A 21649-nucleotide genomic window follows, 5' to 3' on the forward strand; every position below is an offset into this window, starting at 1 on the left:
TCATGACGACGCGCGCAGCCCTGCTCGTCCTCGCCGACGGCCGGTTCCCCGCAGGCGGGCACGCCCACTCCGGCGGTGCCGAACCGGCCGTCAAGGCGGGACGTATCCGGAACGCCGAGGACCTGGCGGACTTCTGCCTGGGCCGGCTCCACACCACCGGGCTCACCTCCGCCGCCCTGGCCGCCGCGGCCGCCCACGGCCTGGACCCACTCGCCCTCGACGAGGCCGCCGACGCCCGGACGCCCTCGCCGGCACTCAGAGAAGTAGCCCGCAAACTCGGCCGGCAGCTGATGAGGGCGGCGCGAGCCACCTGGCCCAGCACCGACCTGGCCGCGCTCGCCGCAGCCCGCCCGCGCGGCGCCCACCAGCCCGTCGTCCTCGGACTCACGGCACGGGCAGCAGGCCTCGAACCCGCCGACGCCGCACACTGCGTCGCCTACGAAGCGGTCAGTGGCCCGGCCACGGCGGTGGTCCGTCTGCTGTCCCTGGACCCCTTCGAGGCCACCGCGGTCCTCGCCCGGCTCGCACCCGACCTCGACCGGGTCGCCGAACAGGCCGCGGAGGCCGCCCGGCACGGCATCGACGCCCTGCCCGCCGCCTCCGCCCCGCTGCTCGACATCTCCGCCGAGGCCCACGCGTCCTGGCCGGTCCGCCTGTTCGCTTCCTGACTCCCACAACCGCAGACCTGGAGCCGCACCCATGCACCTCGACCACACGCACAACGGCCCGGCCGCCGTCAGCGCCGACTCCACCCGCCCCGACGGCACCCGCCGCGCGCTCCGGATCGGCCTGGGAGGACCGGTCGGCTCGGGCAAGACGGCCACCGTCGCAGCCCTCTGCCGCGCACTGCGCGACCGCGTCTCCATCGCCGTCGTCACCAACGACATCTACACCCGCGAGGACGCCGCCTTCCTGCTCCGCAACGCGGTGCTGCCGCCCGAGCGCATCCAGGCCGTCGAGACCGGCGCCTGCCCGCACACCGCGATCCGTGACGACATCTCGGCCAACCTCGAGGCGGTCGAGGACCTGGAGGCCTCACTGGGCTCCCTCGACCTCATCCTCGTCGAGTCGGGCGGCGACAACCTCACCGCCACCTTCTCCAAGGGCCTCGTCGACGCACAGATCTTCGTGATCGACGTCGCGGGCGGCGACGACATCCCCCGCAAGGGCGGCCCCGGCGTCACCACCGCCGACCTGCTCGTCATCAACAAGACCGACCTCGCCCCGTACGTCGGCTCCGACCTGGGCAGGATGGCCGGCGACGCCGCGGAGCAGCGCGGTGAACTCCCCGTGGTGTTCACCTCCCTGACCGGCGCCGACGGTGTCGGGCCCGTCGCCGACTGGGTGCGGGCCCGGCTCGCGGCCTGGACCGCATGAGCGTCACGGCCACCGCCCGGCTGACGGCACGCGCCGACGGACGGGGATCCACCGTGCTGCCGGTCCTCGAGAGCGAGGGCCCGCTCGCCCTGCGGCGGACCCGGTCCCCGGATCCCGCGTACGCGCGTGTCACCGTGGTCGGCGCCATGAGCGCTCCCCTCGGCGGTGACCGGCTCGCGATCGAGGCACGGACGGAGGACGGCGCACGGGTGAGGGTGGACTCCGCCGCCGCCACCGTGGCGCTCCCGGGGGCCGGGCCGGACGCCGGCCCCGCCTCGTACGACGTGCGGCTGAGCGTGGGGGAGGGGGCCGAGCTCCACTGGCTTCCCGAACAGATCGTCTCCGCGCACGGCAGCGGTCTCGACATGACCACCCGGGCCGAACTCGCCGGAACCGCGCGCCTGGTGCTGCGCGAGGAACAGGTCCTGGGCCGGCACGGCGAACCCACCGGCCGGCTCACGACGCGTCTGACCGTACGGAGAGCCGGCCGCCCGCTGCTCGACCAGCAGCTGTCCTACGGGCCGGAAGCGCCAGGAGGCTGGGACGGCCCGGCCGTCCTGGGCGGCCACCGCGCCGTCGGGCAGCTGCTCGTCGTCGACCCCGCGTTCGACGACGGTCCTCCCGCCCCGCGGCTGCTCGGCCCCGCCGCCGCGCTCACCCCGCTGGCCGGGCCCGCCGTCCTGGTGACGGCGCTCGCCGCCGACGCGCGGCTGCTGCGCGCGGTGCTGGACGAGGCGCTGGAGGGTCTGCTGAAGGACGTGAAAGCCCTTCGGAAGCCGTGAGTTCGCTCACCGGGACAGGGAGTCCCGGTTATTGGTTCGGTAAAGAAACACGCGTACGCCCTGTTCTCAGCCACCTCACAGACGAAAGGATCCTCCTGAACATGTGAACGAACGCGCCGTCACCGGCGGCGCATCACACAGGGGGAGGTTCCACGTGAGGCGCACTGCGGTGCTGGGTTCGGCCGGCACTCTGATCGCGGGCACGCTCATAGCGGGGGCGATAGCCGCACCGGCGGCCGGTGCCGACAGCCGGCACCACGGCGGCCAGGAGGCGCGCGGCGTCCAGATCGCCGCGGCCCGGGCCGCGAAGGCCGGAATCGACTGGACGGACTGTCCGGCCGACTGGGCGATCGCCGCACCCATCCAGTGCGGCTGGGTGAGCGTTCCGCTCGACTACGCCGAGCCGAACGGCAAGCAGATCAAGCTCGCCGTCGACCGGCACGTCAGCACGGGCACGAAGGACGAACGCCAGGGCGCACTCGTCTACAACCCCGGAGGCCCCGGCGGCTCGGGCATGGCGTTCCCGAAGCGGATCGTCACCAAGAACCCCCTCTGGGCGAAGACCGCGAAGGCGTACGACTTCGTCGGCTTCGACCCGCGCGGCGTCGGCCACTCCGCGCCGATCTCCTGCATCGATCCCCAGGAGTTCGTGAAGGCCCCGAAGGCCGATCCGGTGCCGGACAGCGAGGCCGACAAGCGGGCCCAGCGCAAGCTGGCGGCCGAGTACGCCGACGGCTGCGCCGAGCGCAGCGGCGACATGCTGCCGCACATGACGACGCCCAACACCGCACGCGACCTGGATGTCATCCGAGCCGCGCTCGGTGAGCGGAAGCTCAACTTCCTGGGTGTCTCCTACGGCACCTACCTGGGCGCGGTCTACGGCACGCTCTTCCCGTCGCACGTACGCCGCATGGTCGTCGACAGCGTGGTCAACCCGGCGAAGGACAACATCTGGTACGAGGCCAACCTCAACCAGGACATCGCCTTCCAGACCCGCTGGAACGACTGGAAGGCCTGGGTCGCCGAGAACGACGCGGCCTACCACATCGGTGACACGCCCGAGAAGGTCGAGCATGCCTGGCTGACCCTGCGCGCCGCGGCCAAGAAGAACCCGATCGGTGGCGTCCTCGGCCCCGCCGAACTCATCGGCTTCTTCCAGGGCGCGCCGTACTACGACTCCGCCTGGGCGCCCACCGCCCAGGTCTGGAGCGACTACCTGGGCGGCGACACCCAGGCGCTGATCGACGCCGCCGCACCCGACATGTCGGACACCGCGGGCAACATCAGCTCGGAGAACAGCAACGCCGTGTACACGGCGGTCGAGTGCGCGGACGCCAAGTGGCCCACCAGCTGGAAGAAGTGGGACCGCGACAACACCCGGTTGCACAGGGACCACCCGTTCATGACCTGGGCCAACGCCTGGATGAACCTGCCGTGTGCGACCTGGCCGTCCGAGCAGCAGACCCCGCTGGACGTCCGCACCGGCAAGGGCCTGCCTCCGGTGCTGATCGTGCAGTCCACACGCGACGCCGCCACCCCGTACGAGGGCGCCGTCGAGCTGCACAAGCGCTTCAAGGGCTCCCGTCTCATCACCGAGAAGGGCGCCGGTTCGCACGGTGTCACGGGCCTGGTCAACCCCTGCGTCAACGAGCGGGTGGACACCTACCTGCTCACGGGGAAGACCGACCGGCGCGATGTGACGTGCACCCCGCACGCCACACCGACTCCGTGATCACCACCTGACGTGAGCGGGCGGCCGATGTCTATCCGGCGGCCGTCCGCTCACCCCTCCCGGGGCCGCTCACGCTCCCCGGTCGTACCGCTCCAGCCAGGCGTCCTCGGCCGCGTAGTCGAAGAGGGCCTCGCCGTAGTTGCGGGCCATCTTCGGGAAGGCCTGCTTCCAGTCGCGTCCGTGCAGCTCCGCGGCCAGCCATTCGACGGTCTGCGGCAGCGACTCGGCATATCCCGTGACCGGGCGGTAGCCCAGCTCCCGCTCGGCGGCGGTCATGTCGTACACGACGGGATACGCACCGCTCCACGGCGTCTCCCCGACACCGCCCTCGGGCGGCGCACCCGCCACCAGCACCGTCTCGGTCTCCACACCGAGCACCGCGTCCACGGCCGCGCCGATCTCGGCGACGGTCGGCGCCTGCGGGTCCGCCGCGTTGAGCACCCGGGAAGCCGGGCGCCGAGCGGCGAGGCGTATCAGCTCGGCGATGTTGGACACATGGGCCGGATGGAAGCGGCTCGCCCCGTCGTGCGCGAGGACCCGCCGCCGGCGCCCGTCCACCAGCCGCTTGACAAAGTACAGCTCGCGCGGCGTCCGGCAGTGCGTCCCGTGGATCGCGCCCGCCCGGAGCAGCGTGACCGGCAACGCGTCGCCGGCCGCGAGCAGTTCCCGCTCCAGCGCGACCTTCCGGGGCCCGTACGTCGCGTCCCCCGGGGCGACCGTGCGCTGTGTCTCCGGGATCGGCACCGGATACTCCGGGAAGCCGTCCGGCTCGCCCTGTGTGTCGAAACCGCGGCCCCGGTCGTCCTCGTACACCGCGCCGCTGGATATGACGACCGCCGAGCCGGCCCGGCCCGCGAGCCCGGCGAGCTGCGTTGCGTGGTCCCGGCCGAAGGCGACCATGTCGACCAGGACGTCACAGCCGTCGCCCAGCGCCCCCTCCAGCTCCCCGTCCTTCTCGCGGTCCACCGCGACGGAGCGGACCCCCTCGTCCCAGCCGCTGTCCCTGCCGCCTCCACGTGAGGCCGCGATCACCTCCCAGCCGTCCTCGGCCAGAGCCCGCACCGCGGGACGGCCGATCTGTCCCGTGGCTCCCAGCACGAACGCTCGTCCTCTGCTCATGGGGGCAACGCTACGGCGGCCCCAGCGGCCGGGCCGGCGAAATCGGCCCTCAGCAGATTCCCCGCTCAGCGTTGCCGTCGTGGGAACTTCTTGGTCTCCTCGGCCTGCGCCACCTTCGCCTTGACCGCGTACTCGTCGACGTACTCCTGACCGGAGAGGCCGAGAATGGCATACATGATCTCGTCCGTCACGGCCCGGATCGCCGCCTTCTGGTCCTCCATGCCCGCGTAGCGGGAGAAGTCCAGCGGCTCCCCGAACCTGATCGTGACCCGCTTGACGCTGGGCACCTTCTGGCCGGGCGGCTGGATCTCGAACGTGCCGACCATCGCACAGGGGATGACCGGTACGCCCGCCCTGATCGCCATCACCGCGACCCCGACCTTGCCCTTGTACAGCCGTCCGTCGGGCGAGCGGGTGCCCTCCGGATAGATGCCGAGCAGTTCACCCTTGCTCAGCACTCCCAGCCCTTCGCGGATGGCCGCCTGCCCGGCCTCCTTGCCGGACCGGTCCACGGGGATCTGCCCGATGCTGTGGAAGAACGCCGCCGTCAGCTTGCCCTTGATCCCCGGGCCGGTGAAGTACTCGGCCTTCGCGAGGAACGTGATGCGGCGCCTGAGGATCGCGGGCATCAGGAAGTGGTCGGAGAAGGAGAGATGGTTGCCCGCGACGATGGCGGCGCCGTCGTCGGGAATGTGGTCCAGCCCCTCGATGCGAGGCCGGAATACCAGCCGGAGCAGGGGGCCCAGCACGACGTACTTCAGTACGTGATAGAACACAGTTTCTCTCCTAGCCTTCCGGACCGGGCTGTTGGCCGCGTTCTGCCAGGTCACACGCGGTGTCGTCGCTGTCGGCCGACTCGACGGAGCGGCCGACTGCGGCTCGGCCCGTTCGGACTGGTACCCACTCCTTCCCGCCTCATCTGACGTACGCAGGCCGATGGTCCGTATGGCGAACCTGTATCTCGGCTCGGGCGATCGATCGTAGCTCTGTTTTCGGGGCCTCCGGGAGGCCCCGCGCGGCGGGTGGCGCAGGTGCGGGCCCCGCGCGTGCACCGGTGTCACGGCCTCCAGACCATGGCCGGAGGCGGGGGAGAGTTATCAGTTGCGTCCATCCGTCACACTGGGCCGAGGAGTCGGCGCCCCGACGACGCCGCCGGCTGGATGATCACGGTCCAGGACTGGATCGTTCCCGGCCGACCTCGTCGAGCCGTCCGCCCGCTTCGCACACGCACGCCCCGTTTCCCGGAAGCCGGTCCCCCTCGCCGGCTCCCGGCCCGTCGACACCAGTTCAATCCGCTCCCGGGTACGGGCCCACGGCTGTGCAGTGCCGCACCGGGGACGGATCCCCCTGGGGGGCCGGGACGCCTGGGAGCGCAGCAAGCCCACGGGCTGAGGCCCAGCAGGGAATCGTCCGCAGGCCAACCGGTCAGCCTGGTGCCCCACCTGATCCTCGCGCCGTTCAGGTCTCGTGACCGGGATGCCCGCGCTGTCGGTGCCGCCCGGCCCTGACAGCGCGGGCACTCACACCTCAGGTGTCGCGGGCGGCGAGCATCCCCAGAGTGGCGAGACCGAGGACCACCCAGCCGAACCAGAGCCAGCCGTTGCTCCCCAGTGCCACGGTGTACGCCGTCACCGCGACCAGCGCGCCGACCGTGAGCACTCCCATGGTTTTCGTGGATCCAGGCATGAGCGCACGCTCCTCACCCGGCCGCACGGCCGGTGAAGCCATGGTCACCCCTCGGGGGCGCCCACCGCTACTGGCCGCGCGCCTGCAATGAGGCGAGATAGGCGTTGTACGCCTTCAGTTCCTGGTCGCCGTCCCGGTCGGCGGCACGGTCGGAGCGCTTGGCCGTCCGCTGCTCGGAGCGGTACCACTGGAAGACCAGCGCGATCAGCACCAGCACGGACGGGATCTCGCTGAAGGCCCAGGCGATCCCGCCGGCCGCGGACTGGTCGCCCAGGGCATCGATACCGAGCGAGGCCGGGGGGTTCTCGTACGCCTTCACCATCGGCTGGCTCGCCATCATCAGCGCGATCCCGAAGAACGCGTGGAACGGCATCCCCGCGAAGAGCTCCAGCATCCGCATCACGTAACCGGGGCGGTGCGGACCCGGGTCGACGCCCATGATCGGCCAGAAGAACACCAGGCCGACCGCCAGGAAGTGCACCATCATCGCGATGTGGCCCGTCTTCGAACCCATGAGGAAGTCGAACAGCGGAGTGAAGTAGAGGCCGTACAGGCTCGCGATGAAGAGCGGGATCGTGAAGACCGGATGCGTGATGATCTTCATGTAGCGGCTGTGGAGCAGCTTGAGCAGCAGCTCGCGCGGTCCTGTGCGGTCCCGCCCGGCCACGGGCAGCGCCCGCAGGGCCAGCGTCACCGGTGCGCCCAGCAGGAGCAGGATCGGCGACACCATGCTGATCACCATGTGCTGCACCATGTGCACACTGAACATGACCATGCCGTAGTCGTTCAGGCCCGTGCACATCACCAGGGCGATGGACAGCACGCCGATGACGAAGAACACGGTCCGGTTCACCGGCCAGCCGTCGCCCCGGGCACGCAGCCGCGCGACCCCGTAGCCGTACAACGCGAGGGCGGCGACGCAGCCGACCAGGAAGAACGGGTCCGCGGAGAACTCCAGCCCACGTCCCAGCGTGAACGGCGGCAGATCCATGTTCATGCCGTGCCCGCTGTGATCCATCTGTTCACTCCCGCTGGGGACGTCCCCGTTTCGTGCCGGTTGTCCGGTCCAGACTAGAACCGCCCCCGGTCGCGGGTGCGGCCGGGGGCGGTTCAGCGGGTGTCGTGGCGTTCAGAGCACGACCTGCGCCTCGGCGTAGCGCTCGGCCGGAACCGTCTTCAGGGTCTCCACGGCCGCCGCCAGGGGAACCATCGTGATGTCCGTGCCGCGCAGCGCCGTCATCATGCCGAACTCACCGCGGTGAGCGGCCTCCACCGCGTGCCAGCCGAAGCGGGTGGCCAGGACGCGGTCGTACGCGGTCGGGGTGCCGCCGCGCTGTACATGGCCGAGGATCACCGGGCGGGCCTCCTTGCCGAGGCGCTGCTCCAGCTCACCGGAGAGCTGCGTCGCCACGCCGGCGAAGCGCTCATGGCCGTAGATGTCCTTCGTGCCCTGGTTGAACTCCATGGAGCCCTCCCGGGGCTTCGCGCCCTCCGCGACGACGACGATCGCGAACTTCTTGCCGTCAGAGAAGCGCTTGCCGACCAGCGTGGTCAGCTCGTCGATGTCGAAGGGCCGCTCGGGTACGACGATGGCGTGCGCGCCGGCCGCCATGCCCGAGTGCAGCGCGATCCAGCCGGTGTGGCGGCCCATGACCTCGACGATCAGCACACGCTGGTGCGACTCCGCCGTGGTCTTCAGCCGGTCCAGCGCCTCGGTCGCGACACCGACGGCCGTGTCGAAACCGAAGGTCACATCCGTGGAGGCGATGTCGTTGTCGATGGTCTTCGGCACACCCACGATGGGCAGCCCCGCCTCGGAGAGCAGATTGGCCGCCTTCAGCGTGCCCTCGCCGCCGATCGGGATGATCGCGTCCAGACCGAGATCGGCGACATGGCCCCTGGCACGCTCCACGCCGTCACGCAGATGCGCGGGCTGGACACGGGAGGAGCCGAGGATCGTGCCACCACGCGCGAGGATGCCCCCGACCGCGTCGAGGTCGAGCTTGCGGTAGTCGCACTCGAGGAGGCCCTTCCACCCGTCGTGGAAGCCGATGACCTCGTCGCCGTGGTCGACGACCGCGCGGTGCACGACGGAACGGATGACGGCGTTGAGGCCGGGGCAGTCGCCGCCGGAGGTGAGCACACCAATTCGCATTGCCCGGGAAACCTTTGCAACGTGGGCCGACGCCGGACCACGTCGTCCGGTTGGATCCCCGCCACCCTACCGGCGCGGGGTGGCGTGACCGAACCCACTGTCCGACTGCTGGACGTCCACCGGATGTACACCACCCGCACATATGCGTACGGACCGGCTCCCTCGGAGGCGCCGGTCCGTACGGGAACGACTCAGGCGGGCTGGGTCGCCGCGGCGATCCGCTCGGCGCGCAGCGCCTCGTACCACCGGTCGTCGCTCGGTGGCAGGGCGTTGACGTCCAGGGCCAGCTTCAGCAACAGGTCCGCGATCAGCGGGTTCCGCGCCAGGACAGGCCCGTGCATGTACGTACCGAAGACGGTGTCGTTGTACGCGCCTTCCGTGCCGTCACCCGTGCCGTTGCCCCGGCCGAGACGCACCCGGGCGAACGGCCGCGCCGAGGGGCCGAGGTGGGTGATGCCCTGGTGGTTCTCGAAACCGGTCAGCGGCGGCAGCCCCAGGTTCGGGTCGATGTCGCCGAGCACGTCGCCGACGCACCGGGCGCCCTCACCACGGGTCGAGACGACGTCGAGCAGCCCGAGGCCCGGCTCGCGCTCGCCGAGGTCGTTGATGAACTCGTGGCCGAGGATCTGGTAGCCGGCGCAGACCGAGAAGATGATCGCGCCGTTCGCCGCGGCCCTGTTCAGCCCGCCGTCGCGGCGCAGCCGCTCCGAGGCGAGCCGCTGCGGCCTGTCCTCACCGCCGCCGATCAGATAGATGTCGCCCGACGTCGGGATCGGCTGGTCGCTGCGCACGTCCACGCGCGCCACGTCGAGGCCGCGCTGGCGGGCCCGGCGCTCCACCACCAGGGCGTTGCCCTGGTCGCCGTAGGTGCTGAGGAGGTCGGGGTAGACCCACACCAGCCGCAGGCTGTTGTTGCTCATGCTTCGTCCTCTCCGGGGGTTGCCCGCGCGGGGGTCAGTTGCCGACACGACGGCGCAGATCCTGGAAGGCGGTGTAGTTGGCGATGACCTCGATGCGGCCGGGCGGAGCCATCTGGACGGCCTCGTCCAGGGTCTCGCAGACGCGGAAGTCCAGTCCGGCCACCTCGAGCCGGACCGCGAGGTCCAGCTTCCGGTCACCGAGCACGAAGATCGGGTGACCGTAGAGCTGGGTGTAGTCCACGTCCCACAGCCAGGAGGTGTCCGTACCGTCGGCGCCACGCGCGTTCACCGAGAGGATCACCGGCGTGGGCGGCGGGTCGATCAGGGAGAACGTCTCGAGCCAGCCCGCCGGGTTCTTCGCCAGCAGGAGCCGGAGCTCACGGCCGAGGAAGGAGACGACGTCGTAGCGGCCGGCCACGGCCTGCACCTGGTACATGCGCTCCAGGGCGACCTGCGGCGGCACGCCGAAGACCGCGGCGACCGCGGCCGAGCTCGTGGCGTTGGCCTTGTTGGCCCGCCCCGGCAGCTGGAGGTGGATCGGCCACGCGGAACCGTGCGGGTCCAGGACGTAGTCGCCGTTCAGCGCCCAGCTCGGAGCGGGGCGGCGGAAGCCGCACTCGCCGCAGAACCAGTCGTCACCGGGGCGCTGCATCACACCGCCGCAGGACGGGCAGGACCAGGCGTCGTCCTTCCACGCCTGCCCCGCCGCGACCCACACGACATTGGGGGAGGAGGAAGCGGCCCAGACGATCAGCGGGTCGTCGGCGTTGGCCACGATCACGGCCTTCGAGCCCGACAGGCCCTCACGCCACTGCTCCGCCATCATCCGGGTCTCCGCCGCGCGGTCCAGCTGGTCGCGGGAGAGGTTGAGCAACGCGATCACCTTCGGCGTCGTGTCGCGCGCCACACCGGCGAGGTACTTCTCGTCGACCTCGATCACGCCGTACTGCGCGTCCGAGCCCCCTGCCAGCGCGGAGGTGATCCCCGCGGGCATGTTGGCTCCGAGCGCGTTCGACACGACGGGACCGGCGGCCGTGAGCGCTTCCGCGATCAGCCGTGTCGTGGTCGTCTTGCCGTTCGTCGCGGACACGAGGATCACATCCAGGTGCTGCGCCAGCCGCCCGAGCAGGTCGGGGTCGAGCTTGAGCGCCACCCGGCCGCCGATCACCGATCCGCTGCCGCGCCCCGCAGCGCGCGACACCGCCGCCGCGGCCTTGCCCGCCGTCACGGCGAGCTTGGCCCGCGGCGACAACGGCTCCGTGTTGCCTGCCATCGTCCTAGATCCTCCTTGCGTAAGTCCGCGCCCAGCCTATCGATGTCCGGCGCGGCGACCGCACCTCGGCACCACGGGGAAGGTGGAGGTCACGTGGAACGTACGCTTCTCCCCATGCGAAACCGCCCGATCCCCGGCAGTACCGGACGCGTTCGCGCCATGACTCTGCTCGGCGCTCCGGTCCTCCACAGTCCGTGCGACGACGTCACCGAGTTCGGCCCGTCGCTCGCCCGGCTGGTGGAGGACATGTTCGCCACCATGTACGCCGCGAACGGTGTGGGGCTCGCCGCGAACCAGATCGGCTTCCCCCTCAAGGTGTTCGTCTTCGACTGTCCGGACGACGACGAGGTCCGGCACCTGGGCCACGTCGTCAATCCCGTACTCGTCGAGGCTGACGGCATCACCGTACGCGGAGCGGAGGGATGCCTCTCACTTCCAGGGCTCGAAGCAGCCACCCCGCGCTTCGACCGCGCGGTGGTCGAAGGCCGGACGGTGACGGGGGAGCCGGTACGGATCGTCGGCACCGGCTGGTTCGCCCGCTGCCTGCAGCACGAGTGCGACCACCTCGAAGGCACGGTCTACACGGACCGGCTGACGGGGCTGCGCCGCGCGAGGGCGCTGCGCGCGGCCCGGCGGGCGTCCTGGGCGCGTACGGCTGCCGAGGGCTGAGCCCCGGGCGCGCCCGGGGCTTCAGAAGCCCTGGCCGCCGGGGAGGTCGCCGGCGTCGGCGAGCCTGCCCCAGAGCAGGTCGGCGAGGCTGCGTACGAGCTGTTCCCGCGAGCACGGCCGGTCGCCCAGCCACCAGTCGCCGGCCGCGTGCATCATGCCGACGATGCCGTGACCCCAGATGCGGGCCATCTGCTGGCTGTCGGGACCGAGATCGACCCGCTCCGCGATCACCTTCCCCAGCTCCTCGCCGAGGCGGCGCAGCAGCGGCGCGGAGTGACGGCCCACGTCGAAGCCCTGTTCCGGCGAGGGGGCCGCGTCGTCGGACGGGTGCATCAGGAAGCGGTAGACCTGGGGGCGCGCCTCGATCGCCGCGAGGTAGGTGTCCAGGGTCGCCTCGACCCGTTCGCGCCGCTGGGAGGGCGCGTCGAGCGCGGCCCGCAGGGCGCTCAGCAGGGCATCGGTGTGGCGTTTGGCGAGCGCACGGTAGAGGCCGCCCTTGTCGCCGAAGTGCCGGTAGAGGATGGGCTTGGTGATCCCGGCCTCCGCGGCGATCGCGTTCATCGACGCCTTCGGGCCGTCCCTGAGCACCACGCGGTCCGCGGCTTCCAGCAGCTCCCGGCGGCGGCGTTCGGCCGCCGTCCGCTGCCGTTCGGCCCCTCTTGTGGTCTCCATGTCGTTTCTCCCGCCCCACCCGGCTGTCCTGCGATCTCGTCACGCCCGGGCAACGTAACACCCTGCCTCCGCCGTGCGCGGATCCGCAGCTGACTGGTTGACAGAGGCTACTTGCTGGTAACAGACTGTTGTTACCGCTAGTAACGGGTTTTCCGGAAGTGCATGGAGGGAACATGGCCGAGTTCACGCTCGAGCTCAACGACGACCAGAAGCAGGTCCGTGACTGGCTGCACGGATTCGCCGCCGAAGTGATCCGGCCGGCCGCTTCGGAGTGGGACGAGCGTGAGGAAACGCCCTGGCCCGTCATCCAGGAGGCGGCCAAGGTAGGTATCTACTCCCTCGACTTCTACGCCCAGCAGTTCTTCGACCCTACGGGCCTGGGCATCCCCATGGCCATGGAGGAGCTCTTCTGGGGTGACGCGGGTATCGCCCTGTCGATCGTCGGCACCGGCCTGGCGGCCGTCGGCGTCCTCGCCAACGGAACCGAGGAGCAGATCGGCACCTGGATCCCGCAGATGTACGGCGACGCCGACGACGTGAAGGTCGCCGCCTTCTGCTCCTCCGAGCCGGACGCCGGTTCCGACGTCGCCTCGATGCGTACCCGCGCGGTGTACGACGAGGCCAAGGACGAGTGGATCCTCAACGGGACCAAGACCTGGGCGACCAACGGCGGTATCGCCAACGTCCATGTCGTCGTCGCGGTCGTCGACCCCGAGCTGGGCTCGAAGGGCCACGCCTCCTTCATCGTCCCGCCGGCCACTCCCGGCCTCTCGCAGGGGCAGAAGTTCAAGAAGCACGGCATCCGCGCCTCGCACACGGCCGAGGTCGTCCTCGAGGACGTCCGCGTCCCCGGACACTGCCTGCTCGGCGGCAAGGAGAAGCTCGACGAGCGCCTCGCCCGGGCCCGCGAGCGCGCCAGGTCCGGAGGTGGGGAGCGCCTGAAGAACGCGGCGATGGCCACCTTCGAAGCCTCCCGCCCCGCCGTCGGCGCGATGGCCGTCGGCACCGCCCGCGCCGCGTACGAGGTCGCCCTCGACTACGCGAAGACGCGGACCCAGTTCGGCCGCCCGATCATCGACAACCAGGGAATCGCCTTCCAGCTGGCCGACATGCGTACGCAGATCGACGCGGCGCGGCTGCTCGTCTGGCGCGCCTCCTGGATGGCGAGCGCCGGCAAGCCGTTCACCGCGGCCGAGGGCTCGATGTCGAAGCTCTATGCGAGCGAGACGGCGAAGACGGTCACCGCCCAGGCCGTGCAGATCCTCGGCGGCAACGGATTCACCCGTGAGTACCCGGTCGAGCGCATGCACCGGGACGCCGCGATCTACACCATCTTCGAGGGCACGAGCGAGATCCAGCGCCTGGTCATCGCCCGCACCCTGTCGGGGATGCCGATCCGCTAGGCACAGGCAGCGGGGCCGGCCCGATGCCGGGCCGGCCCCGCGTGCTGTCCGTACCGCTACCGCGGCAGCTGCGCCTCGACGGCCGCCACGACCTCGGGCGCCTCCGGCTCGGTACGGGGGCGGATCCGGGCGACGGGCTCACCGGCCGGGGAGATCAGGAACTTCTCGAAGTTCCACTGGACGTCCCCCGCCGCGCCCTCGGCGTCCTCCAGCTTCGTCAGCTCCGCGTAGAGAGGGTGCCGGTTCTCGCCGTTGACGTCGATCTTCTCCAACAGCGGGAAGCTGACCCCGTACGTCGTCGAGCAGAACGTCCGGATCTCCTCCGCGGTGCCCGGCTCCTGGCCCGCGAACTGGTTGCAGGGCACCCCGAGAACGGTGAAACCGCGGTCCGCGTACTCCTTCTGGAGCCTCTCCAGGCCTGCGTACTGCGGAGTGAGCCCGCATCGGGAAGCGACGTTCACCAGCAGGACCGCCGAACCCTTGTAGGCGCCCAGGGTGGTCGGTTCGCCGGCGAGCGTACGGAGCGGGATGTCATGCAGCGTCATGGTTGTCTCCTCGGTGGCGTGGCGTCCCTCTCATTGTGACGGCCCCTCCGGGGGAGCCTGCCGCGGGTCGAGATTCCGGTAGTAGAACGTCGTCGCCTTCAGCGTGCCGTACGGGTCCGTCGCGTAGTCCGGGACGGAGCCGCACGGCGTCCAGCCCGCCGAACGGTAGAGCCGCTCGGCGTCGCTCCCCGTCTCCGTGTCCAGGACCAGCAGGGTCAGCCCCTCGGCGGCGGCGGACCGCTCGGCGGCCGTGAGCAGGGCCCTGCCGACTCCCCGGCCCCGGGCGGAGGGCCTGACCATGAGCTTGGAGACCTCCGCGCGGTGGCGTGCGTTGGGCAGGGACGTCCTGACCAGGCCGATCGTGCCCACCGCCCGCTCGGCGTCGCGGGCGATCCAGACCTGGTGGTCCCCGGCCTCCACGGCGGCGGCCCGCCGCCGCCACCAGGCGGCTGCCGCCTCCCGGTCCAGAGGGGCGAGGAATCCGACCGAGGCCCCGCCCTCCACGGCTTCGATCAGCAGGGTGGCGAGCTCATCGGCGTACGTGACCAGCGCGGGGCCGGACACGGGGACGATCTCGGTCATGAAGCGGGTCCTTTCACGTTCACGGCAGGACAATCATCAGGGCGTAGCGGACGCGTAGCGGGCCCGGACAGCGGAAGTGCGAGGGGCCGCGCAACCGGAAGCGCAGGCAGTCGCCCTCGTGCACGGTGTGCGTGGTTCCGCCGACCGTGATCTCGACCGTGCCCTCGAGTACCCAGATGTGCTGCTCCACACCGGGCACCGGCGCGTTTTCGTACGACAGCGCGGCGCCGGCGTCGAGTGTGCCCTCGACGACCTCGGCGCGCAGGCCGGGGTGCGGCGGTGAGACGGAGCGGCGCACGAAACCGGACGGCTCGTCCCGCCACACCGGCTGCCGCGCGGCCGGGACCAGCTGCGGCGGCTCCGCCTCCACCTCCATCAGCAGCCGCGACATCGTGCGCCCGTACACCGTGCACAGCTGTCCGAGCACGGCGGTGGTGGGACTCAGCTCCCCACGCTCCAGCCGGGACAAGGTCGAGCGGCTCACGCCGGCGCGGCGGGACAGCTCGTCCAGCGACCAGCCGCGCTCGGCGCGGAGCACGCCGAGCCGTGCCGCGAGACGGTCGTCGACGCTGTCGGAGACCTCGGGATCTCTCATATCCGGGAGCCTATCTCCATCTGGAGAAGTATGCCCATGAGGTGATGCCGTGTCAGGCTGTTGAACGGAATATAAGCCGCAAAGCGGGCAGAGCGAGTCGATCGTCGACCGGAGATCCGAGGAGACCGACATGGCTGGAAGTGCGACCGGGACGAGTGCGCGTCAGGACACCGCCGAGGGGCACGGAGCCCGGTCCGGCTGGACCGTGTTCGCGGCGGTGATGATGATCTTCGGTGGGGCCATGGCCGTCCTCGAAGGCATCGCCGCCATCGCCAAGGACGACCTGTTCGTCGCGACACGCGACTACGTGTTCAAGTTCAGCCTCACGGGCTGGGGCTGGGTGCACCTCATCCTGGGGGTCGTCGTCGTCCTCGCCGGTTTCGCGCTCTTCAGCGGGGCCCTGTGGGCGCGCGCCGTCGGCGTCCTGCTCGCGGGGCTCCTGGTGGTCGCCCACTTCCTGTGGCTCCCCTACTACCCGTTCTGGTCGCTGGTGCTCATCGCCATCAACGTCTTCGTCATCTGGGCGCTGTGTGTCGGTCCTCGGAAGAGCGTCCGAGCCTGAGCGTGAGGACGTAGGAGACCACCACGGAGACGATCACGAGTGGCATGACCGTGATCCCCTCGGATCCCAGCAACAGCGTGGCGAGCAGTACCGAGGTCATCGGCAGCCTGAGCATCGCCACGCACATGGCCCCGATTCCCATCGCGAAACCCGAGGTGGCGTTCAGGCCCGGCAGGTGCGACAGGGCGAGCCCGCCCGCCGCTCCCAGGAACATCGACGGGAAGATGGGGCCGCCCCGGAAGGCGCTCAGCGACGCCGAGTACGCGAGCGCCTTGCAGACGATCAGCACGAGGAGTGTCCCCACGGTGTACGTGGCGTCCTCGGCGAGCAGGCCGCCGAGGGCGTCCTGGCCCGAGTACAGCACCTCGGACGCCTCTCTTCCCGTGCTCTCGGCGTAGAGGAGCGCGAGTACGCCGACGGTCAGGCCCATCGCGACGGCCGCGATCACCCGCCGCCGTTCGACCCGCTCCTGCAAGGCCAGGGACAGTCTCCTGACGCCCGTGCCCACGAGCGCGGCGGCGGCCCCGAGTGCGACGGCCCAGCCGAACTCGGCGACGGTCGGCTGAGGGGTGTGGGGGACGTGGGGGAGGGCCAGGGAGTACGTCCCCAGGCCGGTCCACGAGCCCAGGCCGATGAAGATGAGCGACCCGATGCCGGAGGCGAGCAGTCCCGGCACGAGCACCAGGCCGAGCATCATCCCGGCGAGGCCCGACGCCTCCATCAGCAGGAACGCTCCGAGCAGCGGTGAACCCAGGAGGGCGCTGACGGCGGCGAAGCTCCCCGCCGCCGCCACCATCGCGGCCGCGCTCGGCTGGATGCCCGGCTTCAGCAGGCGCACCGCACAGACGGCCAGTCCACCGCCGAGCGCGATGAGCGGGGCCTCGGGCCCGAGGACCGCGCCGAGACCCAGGGAGGCCAGTGCGGCGAGCGCGACCCCCGGCAGCTCCGCGGCCGCCGGTGCCCCCGTGTTCACGAACCCTTCGGCCGGCTTGTGACCGCCCGTCCCCGGCAGGTGACGGACGGCCAGCCCCGTCAGCAGGCCCGCCACGGCGAGCAGCGGGACCGGCCACCACGACGGCGTGCTCCCGAAGCCCAGCGCGTGGGGCAGCTCCTCGTAGGTCAGGGACTGGAGCTCATGGACGAGCGCCAGGAAGCCGAACGCCGCCGCGGAGACGGGGACTCCGAGGAGCGCCACCATGACCAGCAGCACGGCGTATCCCCGGGTGCGCACCACGGCGAGAGGATCCGGCTGTTCGGTCCCGGGTGCCGCCCCGGGTTCGGCCGACATCGTCATGGTCTCCTCAGCGTCGGGCCCCGCTGAAACACGCTGTCCAGCCGGGATCCACGGATATACCATGATGTGGCCTTATGTCCGTGATGTACCCGCTGTCGGCGGTGACGATTCCAGGCGCCACCCGTTCTCGGGCCCGCACCCGGCCACTGCATCATGTAGGCATGATCACCATTCACCTGAAGTACGAGATCGACGCCGACAAACTGGCGGACTTCGAGGAGTACGGCCGCCGTTGGGTCGGGCTCGTCAACCGCTTCGGCGGGACACACCACGGCTACTTCCTGCCGAGCGAGGGTGACAGCGACATCGCGTACGCCCTCTTCTCGTTCCCCGGACTCGCCGAGTACGAGCAGTACCGCACGGACAGCATGTCGGATCCCGAATGCCAGGACGCCTTCGAACTGGCTCGTCGCACCCGCTGCATCAAGCGGTACGAACGCCGCTTCCTCCGGCCGCTCGACGGCGGGTCACAGGCCGAACAGCAGTAGGCCGCGGGGGAGAGGCGCACCGGGGCGTCCCTCCGCCCATGAGCAGCGGTGCACGGCGCGGCCACTTCGGTGACGGGCGCCGTGGTTTGCGAAGATCCTCCTGTGGAGACCCCCGAACCCCTTCCCGATTTTCCCGCACCGCCGGCCGCGCAGGACCGGCAGGCCGTCCGCCGCCCCGTGCGCTGCGCCCTCTGCGGGCGTCCCCTCACCGGCGCGGAATCACGCCGCACCGGGCTGGGTCCCTCCTGCGACGCCAAACTGCACCCGGCGGGCCCGGACATCCGGACCCGCCGCCACGAGGTCGACCAGGACCCGCTGCCCGGAACCTGACCGGCCGCGGACGCGGGCCCTACGCGCCGTCGAGACGGCGGAAAAGCCCCTCCTGCACCACGGAGACCAGCAGCTGCCCCTGACGGTCGTAGATCCGCCCCCTGGCCAGTCCACGGCCGCCCGTGGCGATCGGTGACTCCTGGTCGTAGAGGAACCACTCGTCCGCCCGGAACGGCCGGTGGAACCACATGGCGTGGTCCAGCGAGGCCATGTCGAAGCCGCGCGGCCCCCACAGCGGCTCGACCGGGATCCGTACCGCGTCCAGCAGTGTCATGTCGCTCGCGTACGTCAGCGCGCACGTGTGCACGAGCGGGTCGTCGCCCAGGGGGCCCACCGCGCGCATCCACACCGCGCTGCGCGGATCGGCGTCCTTGACCTCCTCGCCCGTCCAGCGCAGCCGGTCGACGTAGCGGATGTCGAACGGCTGGCGCCGCGCCATCCGCTCCAGCGCCTCCGGCAGACCACCCAGGTGCTCGCGCACCTCGTGGGCGACCGTCGGCAGTTCCTCCGGGCCTGGCACGACGCGGGCCGGCGGGAGCTGGTGCTCGAAGCCCGCCTCCTCCGGGCGGTGGAAGGACGCCGTCAGATTGAAGATCGTCCGGCCCTGCTGCACGGCCGTGACCCGGCGCGTCGTGAAGGACCGGCCGTCCCGGACCCGCTCCACGTCGTAGACGATCGGCACGCCGGGACGGCCCGGACGCAGGAAGTAGGCGTGCAGCGAATGCACCGGACGGTCCCCGTCCGTGGTGCGGCCGGCCGCCACCAGTGCCTGGCCCGCGACCTGCCCGCCGAAGACCCGCTGCAGGGACTCGTCGGGGCTGCGGCCACGGAAGATGTTGACCTCGATCCGCTCCAGGTCGAGCAGATCGACCAGGCTGTCGGCGGGGTTCTTCATGCGGTTCTTCTCCACTTTTCCGGTCGGTTCGCCGTCACAGCTGGCCCACGGCCGTGACCCGGACGACGGCCCGGCCCTCCTCGTCGGAGGCCGCGAGATCGACCTCCGCACGGATTCCCCAGTCGTGGTCCCCGGCCGGGTCGGCGAACGCCTGCCACACCCGCCAGAGGCCGTGCTCCTGGTCCTCGTCGATCTTCAGCAGCTTCGGGCCGCGCGCGTCCGGGCCCGTCCCCAGCTCCTCGTGCGCTTCCCAGTAGTCGTCCATCGCCTCGCCCCACGCGTCCTCGTCCCAGCCGGAGTCGGCGTCGAGCTCGCCCAGATCACGGACCCGGTCCAGCGCGGCCAGTTCCACCCGGCGGAACATCGCGTTGCGCACCAGCACCCGGAAGGCGCGGGCGTTGGCCGTCACCGGCTTGACCTCGTCGGCCCGCTCCTGCGCCTGCTCGGCGGTCTCCACCTCCGGGTTGGCCAGCTGCTCCCACTCGTCCAGCAGACTGGAGTCCACCTGACGCACCATCTCGCCCAGCCAGGCGATCAGGTCCTCCAGGTCCTCGGACTTCAGGTCGTCGGGGATGGTGTGCTCAAGGGCCTTGTACGCACTCGCCAGATACCGCAGGACGATGCCCTCGGTGCGGGCCAGCTCGTAGTTCGAGGTGAACTCCGTGAACGTCATGGCCCGTTCGTACATGTCGCGGATCACCGACTTCGGCGACACGGGGTGGTCGCCGACCCACGGGTGGCTCGTGCGGTACACGTCGTACGCGTGCCAGAGCAGCTCGCTCAGCGGCTTGGGGTACGTGACCTCCTGGAGCAGCTCCATCCGCTCCTCGTACTCGACACCGTCCGCCTTCATCTGCCCGATGGCCTCACCCCGCGCCTTGTTCTGCTGGGCGGCCAGGATCTGCCTCGGGTCGTCCAGCGTCGACTCGACGACGGAGACCATGTCCAGGGCGTACGACGGCGATTCGTCGTCCAACAGGTCGAAGGCGGCCAGCGCGAACGTCGACAGCGGCTGGTTGAGCGCGAAGTCCTGCTGGAGGTCGACGGTGAGCCGTACGATCCTGCCCTCGGCGTCGGGTGTGCCGAGCTGCTCCACCACACCGCCGTCGAGCAGCGAGCGGTAGATCGCGATGGCCCGGCGGATGTGCCTCAGCTGCGCCTTGCGCGGCTCGTGGTTGTCCTCCAGCAGATGACGCATCGCCTCGAAGGCGTTGCCCGGGCGGGCGATCACCGAGAGCAGCATCGTGTGCGTGACCCGGAAGCGGGAGGTCAGCGGCTCCGGCTCGGACTGGATCAGCTTGTCGAAGGTGGTCTCCGACCAGGCGACGAAGCCCTCGGGGGCCTTCTTGCGGACCACCTTGCGCTTCTTCTTCGGGTCGTCGCCCGCCTTCTTGACGGCCTTCTCGTTCTCGATGACGTGCTCGGGGGCCTGCGCGACGACGAAGCCGGCCGTGTCGAACCCGGCCCGCCCGGCCCGGCCCGCGATCTGGTGGAACTCACGCGCCCGGAGGGTCCGGACCCGGGTTCCGTCGTACTTGGTGAGGGCGGTGAAGAGCACCGTGCGGATGGGCACGTTGACACCGACGCCGAGCGTGTCCGTGCCGCAGATGACCTTCAGCAGGCCCGCCTGCGCGAGCTTCTCGACGAGGCGGCGGTACTTGGGGAGCATGCCCGCGTGATGCACCCCGATCCCGTGCCGCACGTAACGGGAGAGGTTCTGGCCGAACTTGGTGGTGAAGCGGAAGTTGCCGATGAGGTCGGCGATCTTCTCCTTCTCCTCCTTCGTGCACATGTTGATGCTCATCAGCGACTGCGCCCGCTCCACCGCCGCGGCCTGCGTGAAGTGCACGATGTAGACGGGAGACTGCCGGGTGTCCAGGAGCTCGGTGAGCGTCTCCGTGATCGGCGTCAGCCTGTACTCGTAACTCAGCGGCACCGGCCGGGTCGCGGAACGCACCACGGACGTCGGGCGGCCGGTCCGGCGGGTCAGGTCCTCCTCGAACATCTTGACGTCACCGAGGGTCGCCGACATCAGCACGAACTGTGCCTGCGGGAGCTCCAGGATCGGGATCTGCCACGCCCAGCCGCGGTCCTGCTCCGCGTAGAAGTGGAACTCGTCCATCACGACCTGGCCGATGTCGGCGTACTTGCCGTCACGCAGCGCGATCGACGCGAGGACCTCGGCGGTGCAGCAGATGACCGGGGCGTCGGCGTTGACCGAGGCGTCCCCGGTCAGCATGCCGACGTTCTCCGTGCCGAAGAGCTTGCACAGGTCGAAGAACTTCTCCGAGACCAGCGCCTTGATGGGAGCCGTGTAGAACGTGACCTTGTCCTGGGCCAGCGCCGTGAAGTGCGCACCCGCCGCGACCAGGCTCTTTCCGGATCCCGTGGGGGTGGAAAGGATCACGTTGGCCCCGGAGACCACCTCGATCAGCGCCTCCTCCTGAGCCGGATAGAGGGTGATGCCCTGCGATTCGGTCCATGACGAGAAGGCCTCGAAGAGGGCGTCCGGGTCTGCGGTCGGGGGCAGCTGATCGATAAGGGTCACGCCCCCATCTTGCATGCCTCCG

Annotated in this window: 23 protein-coding genes; 9 read left to right on the forward strand and 14 right to left on the reverse strand. The window is 70.7% G+C overall.

The window, feature by feature from the left end:
* Window positions 1-2 precede the first annotated feature (2 nt).
* From AB0P41_RS20345 to AB0P41_RS20360, 4 genes are all read left to right on the forward strand, one after another.
* On the forward strand, window positions 3-668 hold the full coding sequence (locus AB0P41_RS20345) for an urease accessory UreF family protein (protein WP_356714961.1): 666 nt from the start codon (window positions 3-5) through the stop codon (window positions 666-668).
* 31 nt (window positions 669-699) lie between these two features.
* Window positions 700-1377: an urease accessory protein UreG gene (ureG, locus tag AB0P41_RS20350; protein WP_356714959.1), complete on the forward strand. Its 678-nt coding sequence runs from the start codon at window positions 700-702 to the stop codon at window positions 1375-1377.
* Window positions 1374-2159 carry an urease accessory protein UreD gene (locus AB0P41_RS20355; RefSeq protein ID WP_356714957.1) on the forward strand — a complete coding sequence of 262 codons (786 nt, stop codon included), beginning with the start codon at window positions 1374-1376 and terminating at the stop codon, window positions 2157-2159. The genes ureG and AB0P41_RS20355 overlap by 4 nt, the downstream gene beginning before the upstream one ends.
* A 154-nt stretch (window positions 2160-2313) precedes the next feature.
* Window positions 2314-3891, forward strand: a complete 1578-nt coding sequence (locus tag AB0P41_RS20360; RefSeq protein WP_365933302.1) for an alpha/beta hydrolase — start codon at window positions 2314-2316, stop codon at window positions 3889-3891.
* A gap of 69 nt (window positions 3892-3960) precedes the next feature.
* On the opposite strand, the gene AB0P41_RS20365 is transcribed toward AB0P41_RS20360, so the two are convergent.
* The 7 genes from AB0P41_RS20365 to AB0P41_RS20395 all read right to left on the reverse strand — a co-directional run bounded on the left by AB0P41_RS20365 (window position 3961) and on the right by AB0P41_RS20395 (window position 11044).
* Window positions 3961-4989, reverse strand: coding sequence for an NAD-dependent epimerase/dehydratase family protein (locus AB0P41_RS20365; protein WP_356715117.1), 1029 nt, complete (start codon window positions 4987-4989; stop codon window positions 3961-3963).
* Window positions 4990-5075: 86 nt separating this feature from the next.
* Window positions 5076-5786, reverse strand: coding sequence for a lysophospholipid acyltransferase family protein (locus AB0P41_RS20370; RefSeq protein ID WP_356714953.1), 711 nt, complete (start codon window positions 5784-5786; stop codon window positions 5076-5078).
* Window positions 5787-6537: 751 nt separating this feature from the next.
* Window positions 6538-6696: a hypothetical protein gene (locus AB0P41_RS20375; RefSeq protein ID WP_356714951.1), complete on the reverse strand. Its 159-nt coding sequence runs from the start codon at window positions 6694-6696 to the stop codon at window positions 6538-6540.
* 67 nt (window positions 6697-6763) lie between these two features.
* Window positions 6764-7714 (reverse strand): cytochrome c oxidase assembly protein, encoded by a 951-nt coding sequence (locus AB0P41_RS20380; protein WP_356714949.1) that lies wholly within the window; start codon window positions 7712-7714, stop codon window positions 6764-6766.
* 111 nt (window positions 7715-7825) lie between these two features.
* Entirely contained in the window at window positions 7826-8851 is a 1026-nt protein-coding gene (locus tag AB0P41_RS20385; RefSeq protein WP_356714947.1) for a 6-phosphofructokinase, read from the reverse strand.
* A gap of 191 nt (window positions 8852-9042) precedes the next feature.
* Window positions 9043-9771 carry a glutamine amidotransferase gene (locus AB0P41_RS20390; protein ID WP_356714945.1) on the reverse strand — a complete coding sequence of 243 codons (729 nt, stop codon included), beginning with the start codon at window positions 9769-9771 and terminating at the stop codon, window positions 9043-9045.
* Between the two features lie 34 nt (window positions 9772-9805).
* The gene (locus tag AB0P41_RS20395; RefSeq protein ID WP_365933305.1) at window positions 9806-11044 is read right to left on the reverse strand and encodes a MurT ligase domain-containing protein; all 1239 of its coding nucleotides are present in this window, start codon (window positions 11042-11044) and stop codon (window positions 9806-9808) included.
* A gap of 114 nt (window positions 11045-11158) precedes the next feature.
* Between AB0P41_RS20395 and def the strand changes: the two genes are divergently transcribed.
* Window positions 11159-11713: a peptide deformylase gene (gene def / locus AB0P41_RS20400; RefSeq protein ID WP_356714940.1), complete on the forward strand. Its 555-nt coding sequence runs from the start codon at window positions 11159-11161 to the stop codon at window positions 11711-11713.
* Window positions 11714-11734: 21 nt separating this feature from the next.
* On the opposite strand, the gene AB0P41_RS20405 is transcribed toward def, so the two are convergent.
* Window positions 11735-12385 carry a TetR family transcriptional regulator gene (locus AB0P41_RS20405; RefSeq protein ID WP_365933308.1) on the reverse strand — a complete coding sequence of 217 codons (651 nt, stop codon included), beginning with the start codon at window positions 12383-12385 and terminating at the stop codon, window positions 11735-11737.
* A 173-nt stretch (window positions 12386-12558) separates the two neighbouring features.
* Here AB0P41_RS20405 and AB0P41_RS20410 point away from each other — a divergent pair, with 173 nt between their 5' ends.
* Window positions 12559-13788 carry an acyl-CoA dehydrogenase family protein gene (locus tag AB0P41_RS20410; RefSeq protein ID WP_365933310.1) on the forward strand — a complete coding sequence of 410 codons (1230 nt, stop codon included), beginning with the start codon at window positions 12559-12561 and terminating at the stop codon, window positions 13786-13788.
* Window positions 13789-13844: 56 nt separating this feature from the next.
* Here the strand turns inward: AB0P41_RS20410 and AB0P41_RS20415 are convergent, their stop codons facing one another.
* The 3 genes from AB0P41_RS20415 to AB0P41_RS20425 are packed head-to-tail and all read right to left on the reverse strand — an operon-like array spanning window position 13845 to window position 15510.
* Window positions 13845-14333 carry a glutathione peroxidase gene (locus AB0P41_RS20415; protein WP_356714934.1) on the reverse strand — a complete coding sequence of 163 codons (489 nt, stop codon included), beginning with the start codon at window positions 14331-14333 and terminating at the stop codon, window positions 13845-13847.
* 30 nt (window positions 14334-14363) lie between these two features.
* Window positions 14364-14915 carry a GNAT family N-acetyltransferase gene (locus AB0P41_RS20420; RefSeq protein ID WP_356714932.1) on the reverse strand — a complete coding sequence of 184 codons (552 nt, stop codon included), beginning with the start codon at window positions 14913-14915 and terminating at the stop codon, window positions 14364-14366.
* A gap of 19 nt (window positions 14916-14934) precedes the next feature.
* Window positions 14935-15510 (reverse strand): XRE family transcriptional regulator, encoded by a 576-nt coding sequence (locus AB0P41_RS20425; RefSeq protein WP_365933312.1) that lies wholly within the window; start codon window positions 15508-15510, stop codon window positions 14935-14937.
* Window positions 15511-15640: 130 nt separating this feature from the next.
* Here AB0P41_RS20425 and AB0P41_RS20430 point away from each other — a divergent pair, with 130 nt between their 5' ends.
* Entirely contained in the window at window positions 15641-16072 is a 432-nt protein-coding gene (locus AB0P41_RS20430) for a hypothetical protein (protein ID WP_356714928.1), read from the forward strand.
* Here the strand turns inward: AB0P41_RS20430 and AB0P41_RS20435 are convergent.
* Window positions 16026-17360: a chloride channel protein gene (locus AB0P41_RS20435; RefSeq protein ID WP_356714926.1), complete on the reverse strand. Its 1335-nt coding sequence runs from the start codon at window positions 17358-17360 to the stop codon at window positions 16026-16028. The two genes, AB0P41_RS20430 and AB0P41_RS20435, sit on opposite strands and share 47 nt — an antisense overlap.
* 167 nt (window positions 17361-17527) lie before the next feature.
* Here AB0P41_RS20435 and AB0P41_RS20440 point away from each other — a divergent pair, with 167 nt between their 5' ends.
* A complete protein-coding gene (locus AB0P41_RS20440) occupies window positions 17528-17854 on the forward strand; it encodes an NIPSNAP family protein (RefSeq protein ID WP_356714924.1) in 327 nt (108 codons plus the stop codon).
* Window positions 17855-17956: 102 nt separating this feature from the next.
* Window positions 17957-18184, forward strand: a complete 228-nt coding sequence (locus tag AB0P41_RS20445) for a DUF6011 domain-containing protein (RefSeq protein ID WP_365933314.1) — start codon at window positions 17957-17959, stop codon at window positions 18182-18184.
* A 19-nt stretch (window positions 18185-18203) separates the two neighbouring features.
* Here the strand turns inward: AB0P41_RS20445 and AB0P41_RS20450 are convergent, their stop codons facing one another.
* A complete protein-coding gene (locus tag AB0P41_RS20450; RefSeq protein WP_356714920.1) occupies window positions 18204-19079 on the reverse strand; it encodes an acyl-CoA thioesterase II in 876 nt (291 codons plus the stop codon).
* A 34-nt stretch (window positions 19080-19113) separates the two neighbouring features.
* Window positions 19114-21627, reverse strand: a complete 2514-nt coding sequence (locus AB0P41_RS20455; protein ID WP_365933316.1) for a DUF3516 domain-containing protein — start codon at window positions 21625-21627, stop codon at window positions 19114-19116.
* Window positions 21628-21649: the final 22 nt, after the last annotated feature.

The sequence above is a fragment of the Streptomyces sp. NPDC079167 genome (genome assembly GCF_040686735.1).
Lineage (GTDB): Bacteria > Actinomycetota > Actinomycetes > Streptomycetales > Streptomycetaceae > Streptomyces.

Excerpts from the sequence above, each read along its gene's own strand:
- AB0P41_RS20345 (WP_356714961.1), top strand. The coding sequence starts at position 3 with ATGACGACGCGCGCAGCCCTGCTCGTCCTCGCCGACGGCCGGTTCCCC.
- ureG (WP_356714959.1), top strand. The coding sequence starts at position 700 with ATGCACCTCGACCACACGCACAACGGCCCGGCCGCCGTCAGCGCCGAC.
- AB0P41_RS20355 (WP_356714957.1), top strand. The coding sequence starts at position 1,374 with ATGAGCGTCACGGCCACCGCCCGGCTGACGGCACGCGCCGACGGACGG.
- AB0P41_RS20375 (WP_356714951.1), bottom strand. The coding sequence starts at position 6,696 with ATGCCTGGATCCACGAAAACCATGGGAGTGCTCACGGTCGGCGCGCTG.
- AB0P41_RS20380 (WP_356714949.1), bottom strand. The coding sequence starts at position 7,714 with ATGGATCACAGCGGGCACGGCATGAACATGGATCTGCCGCCGTTCACG.
- AB0P41_RS20385 (WP_356714947.1), bottom strand. The coding sequence starts at position 8,851 with ATGCGAATTGGTGTGCTCACCTCCGGCGGCGACTGCCCCGGCCTCAAC.
- AB0P41_RS20390 (WP_356714945.1), bottom strand. The coding sequence starts at position 9,771 with ATGAGCAACAACAGCCTGCGGCTGGTGTGGGTCTACCCCGACCTCCTC.
- AB0P41_RS20395 (WP_365933305.1), bottom strand. The coding sequence starts at position 11,044 with ATGGCAGGCAACACGGAGCCGTTGTCGCCGCGGGCCAAGCTCGCCGTG.
- def (WP_356714940.1), top strand. The coding sequence starts at position 11,159 with ATGCGAAACCGCCCGATCCCCGGCAGTACCGGACGCGTTCGCGCCATG.
- AB0P41_RS20405 (WP_365933308.1), bottom strand. The coding sequence starts at position 12,385 with ATGGAGACCACAAGAGGGGCCGAACGGCAGCGGACGGCGGCCGAACGC.
- AB0P41_RS20410 (WP_365933310.1), top strand. The coding sequence starts at position 12,559 with ATGGCCGAGTTCACGCTCGAGCTCAACGACGACCAGAAGCAGGTCCGT.
- AB0P41_RS20415 (WP_356714934.1), bottom strand. The coding sequence starts at position 14,333 with ATGACGCTGCATGACATCCCGCTCCGTACGCTCGCCGGCGAACCGACC.
- AB0P41_RS20420 (WP_356714932.1), bottom strand. The coding sequence starts at position 14,915 with ATGACCGAGATCGTCCCCGTGTCCGGCCCCGCGCTGGTCACGTACGCC.
- AB0P41_RS20425 (WP_365933312.1), bottom strand. The coding sequence starts at position 15,510 with ATGAGAGATCCCGAGGTCTCCGACAGCGTCGACGACCGTCTCGCGGCA.
- AB0P41_RS20430 (WP_356714928.1), top strand. The coding sequence starts at position 15,641 with ATGGCTGGAAGTGCGACCGGGACGAGTGCGCGTCAGGACACCGCCGAG.
- AB0P41_RS20435 (WP_356714926.1), bottom strand. The coding sequence starts at position 17,360 with ATGTCGGCCGAACCCGGGGCGGCACCCGGGACCGAACAGCCGGATCCT.
- AB0P41_RS20440 (WP_356714924.1), top strand. The coding sequence starts at position 17,528 with ATGATCACCATTCACCTGAAGTACGAGATCGACGCCGACAAACTGGCG.
- AB0P41_RS20450 (WP_356714920.1), bottom strand. The coding sequence starts at position 19,079 with ATGAAGAACCCCGCCGACAGCCTGGTCGATCTGCTCGACCTGGAGCGG.